Origin of the sequence: Pararhizobium sp. (assembly GCF_035497515.1) — a bacterium.
Classification (GTDB): domain Bacteria; phylum Pseudomonadota; class Alphaproteobacteria; order Rhizobiales; family Rhizobiaceae; genus Pararhizobium.
On the sequence record NZ_DATJDJ010000240.1, the window covers coordinates 1 to 11,157 of the forward strand.

Here is an 11,157-nt window from a genome sequence, read left to right on the forward strand (position 1 = left end):
GGAAAACCGCAGCGCCAGAGGCCATTGCGGAAATACAGCCGGAAAAAATAGAGCCACGGGCTGACCAGCATCTTCCAGGGGCGCGGCGGTTTGCCGGCGGCGAAGTGCTGGTCGGCCTTCAGGGTCGAATACTTGTTTTCCTTGAGGATCTGCTCGTCGATGATGAGCGGCCGGTAATGCAGCAGGCTGCCGGTGGCGGCCGGTTCGACCTTACCGTCTGGCACGATGCCCTCATGCACCTTCTGGGTCAGGTCATAGGTGCCCCTGCCCTTGCGGATCAGCCGCAGGTTCTTGCGCTCGCGGACCTTCTCCGGCGTATAACCGTAACCGATCAGATAGGGTCGGCGCGCGATGCGCCAGCCGACCGTGTCGGCGGGAGCGGCAAGCAGCGTCGGCAGCAGCGCTTGTAATGTCTGGTCCAGCCGCTCGTCGGAATCGATGTTCAGGCACCAGGCTTCAGTGCATTGTTCCAGCGCGAACTGCTTCTGACCGGCATAACCGCGCCATTTTTCGAACATGAAACGGATCGGCCAGCCCTTGTCGATATAGGACTGCACCAAAGCCGCCGTGCCGTCGGTCGAACCGGAATCGACGATGACGATCTCGGCGCAGCATCCCAGGCTCTCGATGCAATTGCCGAGATAGGCTTCCTCGTTCTGGCAGATGATGAAGGCGGAAAGCGGGAGTTTGGCTGGCATGGAAGGTGCTCTTCGGGCTGCGGAGGCAAACAGGACATCCTGCGACGGTGTGCAAGAGTTCAGCACGGAGACCGTCAAATTTCTATAAGGCTGACATCCTTGACCTGCCGAATGGTCAACATGGTTCGCACCGTATCCACGTTTTCAGTGGCCGTAAGCTCCTCAATAACGAAATCCTGAAAGCCCGCAAGGTTTTCAGCAACACATTGCAAAAGAAAATCGGATTCCCCCGACACCATCCAAGCTTCGCGCACCAGCGGCCAATTGGTCGTCTGCTTGGCAAATGCCTTGAGATTGGCGTCAGACTGATGCTTCAGGCCGACCATGCAGAAGGCAACGAGATCATAGCCGAGCGCCGGAGCGTTGAGGAGGGCTCGGTAACCGCGGATAATTCCGGCCTCTTCAAGCTTGCGCACACGACGGAGACAGGGCGGCGCCGAGATGCCGACGCGCTCTGCAAGTTCGACATTCGTCATACGGCCGTCGTTCTGAAGTTCCCGCAGGATCTTCATATCGATTGTATCAAGTTCCAATCGGATTGGCATCTCGTCCCCATGGTTCGGCCGTCTCAATTGGCCTGCAAAAGCCAACGCGACACTGGCTGATCTCGTTAGCGGATTTAGGAGCTGCAAGAAAGCACCTATCCCCGCCTTTCCGCACTCTTCAAGCCCTGGCGTTTCGAGTTCACTTGAAAGGGAAGGCGCGGATCAGTTGATCCAGCTGTTGTGTCGACGGCGCTGACGGTTCGCATCGACTTGCGACGGAATCGAAGTCCGCCAATATTTCGTCGAAACCCAACGGACCGGGAATTGTTGCCCCCCGGAAGCTGAAGTAATCGGCAAATTTATAGCCGTCTCCCTTGATCTTTCCGGTTGGCTCCATCCATACCGAAGGAATATCGTAGGCGTCTGCAACGATGAGGCCATGCAGACTGCTTGAAATGATGAATTCGGCACTGGAAATTTCTGCGGTTATCGCCTTGGGATCGCCGAGAAGATCAATGATCCTCCAGTGTGGCGGCAGCACGGAACCGTACTGCTCGATGAAATTCCGATATGTTACGAAGTGAGGAATGATTGCTACCCGCGCTGTCGGTGGACCCTTCTTCGGCCAGATGCGCGGCAAAAGGATTGCGGGATCTCCCAGCGCGACCTCATCACCGCCTCCAATTCTCGCTTTCGTAAGCTCGCCGCGAACGGCATGATATTCAAGCCTTTGCGGCCAGAGCGGCGGCGTTGCAGAATCGAGAAAGCCTGAGCCCCAGACGTGCAGTTTGCGCCACGGGCGCTGGCGCAACAGGCGGAACTTTCGGCGACCGAAACGGCGATAATAGGCATCAAGAATACTTCCGACACCGATCAGTTCAGCCTGGGCTGCCTTGACGTAGACGGGTTCGACGGAGAACAGGCCACGCAAAAGATCGGCCATAAGATTATCACCGAAATTTTCGACTGTATCCCCGAATTTCTTTCCGACCGCAGCCGAGAAAACCTTTACTTGACGCATGCTTTTCCGCCCTTACGAAGTCCAAACGGAGGCCCCGTTTTCTATCGACTTTTGAATGCCACGCCGGTCACGCCAATCACGGCCCAAATCCGTTACGACAAATTGACTATCATCCGAGAGCAATGTTGACAAAAATGGCGCCACGTAAGCCTCAAGCTTTTGGTTGAGCCCATTGTAAAATTGCTTCTCCGGATCAAGTCGCGTGTCCAGCAACCCGGCGGTATGTCGCGCAAAATCGCCGCGAAGCAAGCTTGGAGAGGTCGTAAACCCCGGGACTTTATATTTTACCGGCATCCGAAAACCGAGAACTTTCAGATACTTGCGCCGGTAATGTATCTTCCCCCGGCGCTTGGTGTCCCAGTTCTTTTCCTTCGAATGAAATGCAACCTGCATCACACGTGCATCGGCGAAATCGGCGAGCGCATCTCGATCAATATCTATGTTCAGGCGCCAGTCGTCCTCCAGATGAAGCACGTAGTCGGCACTCGTCGCAGCCCAGTTCCGCCTCACAGCCTCGCAGAAGCCTGGTGTTTCGGGTTCATGAATGTTGGCATCGGGGAAATACTGCCTGATCAACTCCAGCACTATCCGATGATCTTCGGAATCACCGAAGACGGGGTCTACATTGGCGTAGAATTTTCCGATGGCAAAATTCTTGAACAGCCGTTGCTGAAAACTTTCCAATGTGGGCCGCAACAAATCAGGCCGTCTCGTCGAGACAAGGCAGATGTCAACGCGTTCTGCTGGCATTTCTATCCTGTTCAGCCACTTAAACTACCACTGGCCCCCAACGCTTCAAATCCGAACGCGAGAGGTCCGCTTCAGTTGGTCCCCGTATTGCTGCGATATCCTACACCATCGCAGCAATAACAAGGAAAATTGCAATGACTGTTTTCTCATTCACAATTCCAAGGGACCTGCGCAAGTTTACGGAAATGACCTCTCCATACGCAATGCTTGGTGTTCCGTTGTGTGTATCTACTCCGGTACCCTTGAAACACACCCCAATAAATTCCTAAACTACAGGTAAATTTTGCGCGCCAAAGCGCCAGCGGTGACTTCCGGCTCAAAAGGCCTCCGATAAGGATTTTTCCATGACTGCCCGACACACGAAAGTTCTCATCATCGGTTCCGGCCCGGCCGGTTACACGGCGGCCATCTATTCGGCGCGCGCCATGCTCAATCCGGTGCTGATCGCGGGCATGGAACAAGGCGGCCAGCTGATGATCACCACCGATGTCGAAAACTATCCAGGCTATGCCGATCCGGTCCAGGGTCCGTGGATGATGGAGCAGATGCTCAAGCAGGCGAGCCATGTCGGCGCCGAGATCGTCAACGATCTCGTGACCGATGTCGACCTGTCCGTTCGCCCCTTCAAGCTCAAGACCGACAGCGGTACCGACTGGACGGCCGACGTGCTGATCATCGCCACCGGCGCCAAGGCGAAATGGCTGGGCATCGAGAGTGAGCCGACCTTCATGGGCTTCGGCGTTTCGGCCTGCGCCACCTGCGACGGGTTCTTCTATCGCAACAAGCACGTCATCGTGGTCGGCGGCGGCAATTCGGCGGTCGAGGAAGCGCTCTACCTGTCGAACCTCGCCAAGACGGTGACGGTCGTGCACCGCCGCGATCATTTCCGTGCCGAGAAGATTCTGCAGGAACGCCTGTTCGCCAAGGAGAACGTCGAGATCATCTGGGACCACGAGGTTACCGAATATACCGGCACGCAGGCCAAGCCGCCGATGCCGGCCTCGGTCAGCGGCGTCAAGCTGCGCAACACCAAGACCGGCGCGACCCGCGACATGCCGATCGACGGCGTCTTCGTGGCCATCGGCCATGCGCCGGCGGTCGATCTTTTCAAGGACAAGTTGCGGCTCAAAGCCAACGGCTACCTCTGGACGGCCCCCGATTCAACCGCCACGGATGTCGCAGGCGTTTACGCGGCAGGCGACGTGACCGACGACATCTACCGTCAGGCGATCACGGCTGCCGGCATGGGCTGCATGGCGGCGCTGGAAGCCGAAAAATATCTGGCGGGCCACATGCCCGTCGCAATTGCGGCCGAATAGAAGCCGTAAACGATGGGGGCGGTCAAAGGCCGCTCCCGAATGGGAACAGACAATCAGCGCTAGGGCGGGAAACAACGAGGCCGTTTTCCGCCACGAGCATTTATGGGGGACGGCATGCCGCTAGACTGGGATAAACTGCGCATTTTTCATGCGGCGGCGGAAGCAGGATCGTTCACCCATGCGGCCGACAAGCTGCATCTCTCTCAGTCGGCCATCAGCCGCCAGGTGAGTTCGCTTGAGCAGGATGTCGGCATCAAGCTGTTCCATCGCCATGCCCGCGGCCTCATCCTCACCGAACAGGGCGAAATCCTCTACAAGACCGCCCACGAAGTGCTGATGAAGCTCGAAAGCGTGCGGGTGCAGCTGACCGAGAACACCGACAAGCCGTCCGGCAAGCTGCGCATCACCACCACCGTCGGCCTCGGCCAGGGCTGGCTGACCGACAAGGTCCAGGAATTCCTGACGCTTTACCCGGAAATGCAGGTGCAGCTGATCCTCGACAACGAGGAACTGGACGTCAACATGCGCCATGCCGACTGCGCCATCCGCCTGCGCCAGCCGCAGCAATCGGACCTGATCCAGCGCAAGCTCTTCACCGTGCACATGCATGTCTATGCGGCTCCCTCCTACATCAACAAGCATGGCGAGCCGCAGTCGATCGAGGACCTCGACAACCATCGGATCATCACCTTCGGCGAACCGGCGCCAAACTACCTGCTCGACGTCAACTGGCTGGAAATCGCCGGCCGCGATTCCGACAATCCGCGTTCCTCTCACCTGCAGATCAACAGCCAGACTTCGATTAAGCGAGCCTGCCTGCTCGGCATCGGCATCGCCATGATGCCCGACTACATCGTCGGTCGCGATCCCGGCCTCATTCAACTTCCGATCGGTGCCGACATTCCCTCGTTCGACACCTATTTCTGCTATCCGGACGAGATGAAGAACGCCGCCAAGCTGAAAGTCTTCCGCGATTTCATCGTCGCCAAGGCTCGCAACTGGAACTTCTAGGCCCGCCTTCGCACCTGCACAAAAAACGTTCTCTATATTTCACCTAGACAAACTGCTGTTTTCACTGATTTTTTCCCGGAACCGCGGATTCCCGGGGACGACAAGGAATTGAAATCGCCTGAAATTTACGCAGGGGTGCGTCGGACACATGGCTGTCATGCACATTAAGTGATTGCGGCGCGCCCAAAAAACCATCATATCGACTGCAGCTGATGCATCTTGGTGGCTTTTTTCCTCCCAGTGCCACCGCAGCAGCTGTTCCCCTCTGGAGGTTTAATTACCTTCATAACTATAAAGGGCCCAAGTTTTTCTTGTGGCCCTCTTTTTTTGCCCTGAATTCAAGCACATCGCTAAAGTTGCAAACTTTTTGTGACGGATGTCATTGAAACCGGCACATGCCACCCCATATCAATTACAGCTGATGCGCATGGTGGTTCTTCTCCTCCCAGTGCCACCGCAGCAGCTGTTCCCCTCTGGAGGCTTTGACCTTCACACCTAAAAAGGGCCCGGTTCTCCGGTGGCCCTCTTTTTTTGCCCGAACTCCTGCACCGCCAAAATCGCTTCACGGTCTCGTGACTTGAATATCGAATATTCTCGATTTATATATCGTAATATCGGGATTTAACGATACAGAGTTGACCGTAATGGACAAGGACGAAATTCTCAAGGCGTTGGCGCACCCCAAGCGGGTCGAGATGCTCGGCTGGATGAAGGAGCCGGAGGTGCATTTCTCCGAGCAGCACCATCCGCTCGACATGGGCGTCTGCGCCAGCCAGTTCGAGCGCTGCGGCCTGTCGCAATCGACCGTATCGGCGCATCTGTCGACGCTGCAGCGCGCCGATCTCGTCACCACCAAACGTGTCGGCCAGTGGATCTTCTACAAGCGGAACGAGGAAACGATCCAGGCGTTCCTGAAGGACATCGGCAACACGCTCTGACGGCCCCGCCGCTTTTCACCTCCCAAGCATGACCCAGAACACGCAACGAAAAGGACTTCCCATGACTTCCCTCTTCGACCCGATCAAGATCGGCGATATCGACCTTGCCAACCGTATCGTCATGGCGCCGCTGACCCGCAACCGTTCCCCGGGCGCCGTGCCGAACAATCTCAACGTCACCTATTATGAGCAGCGCGCCTCTGCCGGCCTGCTGATCACCGAAGCGACCGCCATCACCCATCAGGGCCAGGGCTATGCCGACGTTCCCGGCCTCTACACCAAAGAAGCACTCGATGGCTGGAAGCAGGTGACCGGCGCCGTGCACAAGGCCGGCGGCAAGATCGTCGTCCAGATGTGGCATGTTGGCCGAATCTCGCACACCTCGCTACAGCCGAATGGCGGCAAGCCGGTTTCGGCCTCGGCCATCCAGGCGAAGTCGAAGACCTACCTGATCAACGAAGACGGAACCGGTACCTTCGCCGAGACTTCGGAGCCGCGGGCGCTCGAACGGGCTGAAATTCCAGGCATTCTCGAGGATTACCGCAAGGCCGCCCGCGCCGCGATCGATGCCGGCTTCGACGGCGTCGAAATCCATGCCGCCAACGGCTACTTGATCGATCAGTTCCTGCGGTCGGGCTCCAACGTGCGCACCGACGACTATGGCGGCTCGATCGAAAACCGCGCCCGTTTCCTGTTTGAGGTCGTCGACGTCATCACCAGGGAAATCGGCGAAGGCCGCGCCGGCATCCGCATTTCGCCGGTCACGCCCGCCAACGACTCGTCCGATCCGGATGCGCAAGCACTGTTCACGCACGTCGTCGAAGGCCTGGCGAAGTACAAGCTCGCCTATATCCACATCATCGAAGGCGCCACTGGTGGTCCGCGCGACTTCCAGCAGGGCGACAAGCCGTTCGACTACAAGGCACTTTTCCTGGCCTATGGAAAGGCCGGCGGCAAAGCAGCCTGGATGACCAACAACGGCTACGACCGCGAACTGGCCATCCAGTCCGTCGCGGATGGCAAGACCGACCTCGTGGCCTTCGGCAAGCCCTTCATCGCCAATCCGGACCTGGTGCAGCGCCTGAAGGACAATGCCCCGCTCAACACGCCCGACCAGTCCACCTTCTACGGCGGCGGCGCGAAGGGCTATACGGATTATCCGGCCCTTGAGCAGAAGGTCGCCTGAGCGATTTCACAAATGACGTATCCACCCGCTCTCACCAGGGCGGGTGGTTTTGTTTTGGCGGCAGAATCCGGCAACACGCAATCCCCCAATCTCGTATTGCCACTGTACATCGATGGCCATCAGCCATAGAGCTTCGGCGATTTGCTGGAGAGACCGATGCATCTGCGCGACGCTGAAGAAAACGACCTGCCCGCCATCCGCGATATCTATAATGATGCCGTGCTGAACACGACGGCGATCTGGAACGACACGCAGGTCGATCTCGAAAACCGCACCAAATGGTTCGCCGATCGTAGGCGGTCTGGCTATCCCGTCATCGTCGCGGTGACCGGTGACGGTGTGATCGCCGGCTATGCGTCCTTCGGCGACTGGCGCGCCTTCGACGGCTACCGGCATACGGTCGAGCATTCGGTCTATGTCGAGAAGAACCAGCGCGGTGGCGGGATCGGCAAGCTCTTGATGCAGGCGCTGATCGAGCGGGCCACAGCCTGCGGCAAGCATGTGATGGTGGCCGGCATAGAGGCCAACAACGCGGCCTCCATCCGCCTGCATGAAACGCTTGGCTTCGAGATCACCGGGCAGATGAAGGAAGTCGGCACCAAGTTCGGGCGCTGGCTGGACCTGACCTTCATGCAGATCACCTTGCCCGGCTCCGATCCGACGTAACACGGCCGGGCGTTTCCCCCTTCCGGGAATAATGCTATCAGAAGCCGGGGCGCGAGGGCGTCGACGGTTGTGATCCCATGAAACATGGAAAGACCATTCCGGGCGCGGCGACCGCGCTGATCCTGTCGGTCGCGGCCATTCTGGATGTCACTGCTCCGGCGCAAGCACAGCCGGAATGGCAGGCGCCGCCCTGCCTGTTTTCGACATCACCGGAGAAGGGCGGCCTGTGCATTCGCGCGCAGAGCTATAGCGGTGATATCTGCACGGCTCTTGAATATTTTGCCACCAGCAACGCCCTCCCGAGCGACTTTTTCGCACGGCTCATCTGGAAGGAGAGCCTGTTTCGGCCGGGTGCCGTGAGTTACAAGGGCGCGGAAGGCATTGCGCAGTTCATGCCCGCCACCGCACGGATGCGCGGGCTTGCCAACAGTTTCGACCCGCTGCAGGCGCTCGACAAATCGGCCGAATATCTGGCTGCGCTGCGCGACCGGTTCGGCAATCTCGGCCTTGCGGCAGCGGCCTACAATGCCGGCGAATCGGGGCTTGAGGGCTTCCTGCGCAACGGCAACCTGCCTTTGGAGACGCGTTCCTACGTGATCGCGATCACCGCGCATCCGGTCGAGGACTGGAAGGACGATCCGCCGGACAAACTGGCCTTGCCGCTGGATGAGACAAAGCCGTTTCACGAAGCCTGCACGGCGCTGGCAGAGACGCGGAACCTGAAGGAGATCGTCTTTGCCGAGGAAGGCCCCTGGGCGCCCTGGGGCGCGCAGCTTGCCGCGCATTTCCAGAAACCGGTGGCCGAACGGCTCTTCCTGAATGTCGTCGCGCGGATGCCCGCCCCTCTCAACGCGGAAAAACCGCTGATCCAGCGCGAGCGGAACCGGTCCTTCGGCAGCCGGCTGCGCTATACCGCCCGCATCGCCCGCCAGACGCGGGCGGAGGCCGATGCAGTCTGCGTCGAGGTGCGCAAGAGCGGCGGCGCCTGCATCGTCTTCAAAAACTGAGCCGCGCCAGAAGCCCCCGGTCGATCCCGGCGGGCTTTGGCAGCGCACCTGCCAGTCAAGCTCGCGGCGCGCGGCGCCTTTAGTGCGCTGATCGAGGGCCTGCTCGCCTACATGGCTAGATGATCAACCCTGTGCACGGATGCGGTAGCGCCACCCGTCGGCGCGCTGCCGCGCTTCGGCGCCAGCGCCTTCACCGAAAACAGGGAATAGAGGATGAGCGGCAGGCAGATCATGTAGGAGATGCGGATACCGAAATGTTCGGCGACGAAGCCGAGCAGCGGCGGGGCGAGAAAAAAGACGACGAACGTCACCTGCCCCAGCGCCGCGACATTCACTTGCGCCGACCGGTCTGTGCGCTGGGCGGCGGCCGAGACGGCGAGCGGATAGACCGCGCTGCAGCCGGCCCCCATCAATGCAAAACCGACCAGGGCGACATAGGGATGCGGCGCGAGCCAGACGGCCGTCAGGCCGATGGCGGACAGCACCAGCAGCGCGGAGGAGACCGCGCGGGCGCCGAACCGATCGACGATGGGATCGACGAACAGCCGGGCCATCGCCATGAAGAAGGTAAAGAAGGTGAGCCCGAGCCCCCCAATGAACGGTTCGACGGCGAAGACGTCGCGCATGTAGATCGCCGACCAGTCGATGCCCGCACCTTCCACCAGGAATGCAGCGATACCGATGATGCAGAGCGGCAGCAGCCCGAGGGTCGGCAGCGCGAATATCGGTGCCTTCGCTTCCTCGACCAGCGCACGCGCCGGCGCCGGCCGGATGCCCGAGATCGCCGCGGCGCCGACGATGACGACCAGGACCAGCGTCACGCCGAGATGCAGATGCATGGAAATATCCGCCTGGCGCACGACCGAAGCGATCAGCGCCGTAACGAAGAAGCCGAGGCTCCAGAAACCGTGGGCGCGATTCATGATGCCGCGCCCGAGTTGCGCCTCGAGGCGGTCAATCTCGACATTGAGATTGATCTCCAGCGCGCCCGCCAGCAGGCCGGCGCAAAACAGCACGCAGAACACGGCTGGCGCCGCCCCCATCCAGGGCACGATCGCAAAGGCCGTTGCCGTGCCGAGAACAGTGATGAAAGCGGTGGTGCGGGCGCCAAGATACGCGATCAGCGGCGAGGACAGGGTCAGCGAAATCAGCGCGCCAATCGCCATGCCGATGAGCGTCAGGCCCAGCTCCGACTTGTTCACCCCGAGCGCCATCTGCAGGTCAGGCATGCGTGCCAGAAGCGCGCCCAGCGAAATGGCGAACAGGAAGAAACAGGTGTAGATTCGGTGATGCGGCGCGATGGTCATGACATTCTCCTCTGGCCGTCGTTTAGCGGGAAACACGTCAGGACGGAACCCGCGATGCGTGTTTGCGATCGCGATTGGGGGCCGAAGGGCTAAAAGTCGCTACGCGGTACGACCACAAAAAGGAAGAGATAACGGACATGTTCGCGAGGTCTCATCCCCTCATTACCGGGCTTGTCCCGGTAATCCAGCCACGCGACGTCTGTCGCGTGAAAGAGTCCCTGGCACCGCAGACGCGGTGCCACTGGATTACCGCCACAAGGGCGGTAATGAGGGAGGGCGGGGATGCGCCTTGGAAAACCCGCTTGGTTGAGTCATCCTGCATACATGAAAGGGTACGTCTACATTCTCGCGTCTGAGCGCAACGGAACGATCTACACCGGCGTCACGCGTGATCTGCCGGGCCGGCTTTACGAGCACCAGAACGAACTTACTCCCGGATTTACATCGCGATACGGCGTGAAGACGCTTGTCTGGTTCGAAGAATACGATCTTTTGATCGACGCGATCCAGCGGGAAAAGAGCATCAAGAAATATCCTCGCAAATGGAAGCTCAACCTGATCGAACAGATGAATCCGGACTGGGCGGATATTTCCCATTATCTGCATGGGCTGTGAGCACTTGGTTCCCATGGGCTGTATGCGCGGACCTCATCCTCCCTCATTACCGGCCTTGTGCCGGTAATCCAGCCCCGCGACGTCCGTCGCGTGAAAAGAGTCCTGGCACCGCAGACGCGGCGCTGCTGGATTACCGCCACAAGGCGGTAATGAG

Annotated in this window: 12 protein-coding genes; 7 read left to right on the forward strand and 5 right to left on the reverse strand. The window is 59.3% G+C overall.

All coding sequences use genetic code 11. The features are described 5' to 3' along the window. The 4 genes from VL202_RS25035 to VL202_RS25050 all read right to left on the reverse strand — a co-directional run. A partial coding sequence (locus VL202_RS25035; protein ID WP_325466768.1) for a glycosyltransferase family 2 protein occupies positions 1 to 698 on the reverse strand: 698 nt, incomplete at its 3' end. Positions 699 to 772: 74 nt separating this feature from the next. Continuing rightward, positions 773 to 1,243, reverse strand: a complete 471-nt coding sequence (locus VL202_RS25040) for an Lrp/AsnC family transcriptional regulator (protein WP_325466769.1) — start codon at positions 1,241 to 1,243, stop codon at positions 773 to 775. Positions 1,244 to 1,382: 139 nt separating this feature from the next. Beyond that, positions 1,383 to 2,204, reverse strand: coding sequence for a polysaccharide pyruvyl transferase family protein (locus VL202_RS25045; RefSeq protein ID WP_325466770.1), 822 nt, complete (start codon positions 2,202 to 2,204; stop codon positions 1,383 to 1,385). A gap of 12 nt (positions 2,205 to 2,216) precedes the next feature. Continuing rightward, positions 2,217 to 2,954: a hypothetical protein gene (locus VL202_RS25050; RefSeq protein ID WP_325466771.1), complete on the reverse strand. Its 738-nt coding sequence runs from the start codon at positions 2,952 to 2,954 to the stop codon at positions 2,217 to 2,219. A 344-nt stretch (positions 2,955 to 3,298) separates the two neighbouring features. Here VL202_RS25050 and trxB point away from each other — a divergent pair, with 344 nt between their 5' ends. From trxB to VL202_RS25080, 6 genes are all read left to right on the forward strand, one after another. Further along, entirely contained in the window at positions 3,299 to 4,273 is a 975-nt protein-coding gene (trxB, locus tag VL202_RS25055) for a thioredoxin-disulfide reductase (protein ID WP_325466772.1), read from the forward strand. Between the two features lie 114 nt (positions 4,274 to 4,387). Continuing rightward, a complete protein-coding gene (locus tag VL202_RS25060) occupies positions 4,388 to 5,284 on the forward strand; it encodes a LysR family transcriptional regulator VtlR (RefSeq protein WP_325466773.1) in 897 nt (298 codons plus the stop codon). A 644-nt stretch (positions 5,285 to 5,928) separates the two neighbouring features. Further along, on the forward strand, positions 5,929 to 6,222 hold the full coding sequence (locus VL202_RS25065; protein WP_325466774.1) for a metalloregulator ArsR/SmtB family transcription factor: 294 nt from the start codon (positions 5,929 to 5,931) through the stop codon (positions 6,220 to 6,222). Between the two features lie 61 nt (positions 6,223 to 6,283). After that, positions 6,284 to 7,408 (forward strand): alkene reductase, encoded by a 1,125-nt coding sequence (locus tag VL202_RS25070; RefSeq protein WP_325466775.1) that lies wholly within the window; start codon positions 6,284 to 6,286, stop codon positions 7,406 to 7,408. Positions 7,409 to 7,564: 156 nt separating this feature from the next. Next, positions 7,565 to 8,074, forward strand: a complete 510-nt coding sequence (locus VL202_RS25075; RefSeq protein ID WP_325466776.1) for a GNAT family N-acetyltransferase — start codon at positions 7,565 to 7,567, stop codon at positions 8,072 to 8,074. Positions 8,075 to 8,151: 77 nt separating this feature from the next. Next, positions 8,152 to 9,081, forward strand: a complete 930-nt coding sequence (locus VL202_RS25080) for a lytic transglycosylase domain-containing protein (RefSeq protein ID WP_325466777.1) — start codon at positions 8,152 to 8,154, stop codon at positions 9,079 to 9,081. 107 nt (positions 9,082 to 9,188) lie between these two features. On the opposite strand, the gene VL202_RS25085 is transcribed toward VL202_RS25080, so the two are convergent. Continuing rightward, entirely contained in the window at positions 9,189 to 10,388 is a 1,200-nt protein-coding gene (locus VL202_RS25085; RefSeq protein WP_325466778.1) for an MFS transporter, read from the reverse strand. Positions 10,389 to 10,712: 324 nt separating this feature from the next. Here VL202_RS25085 and VL202_RS25090 point away from each other — a divergent pair, with 324 nt between their 5' ends. After that, positions 10,713 to 11,003 (forward strand): GIY-YIG nuclease family protein, encoded by a 291-nt coding sequence (locus VL202_RS25090; protein WP_325466779.1) that lies wholly within the window; start codon positions 10,713 to 10,715, stop codon positions 11,001 to 11,003. The last annotated feature ends 154 nt before the right edge of the window (positions 11,004 to 11,157 follow it).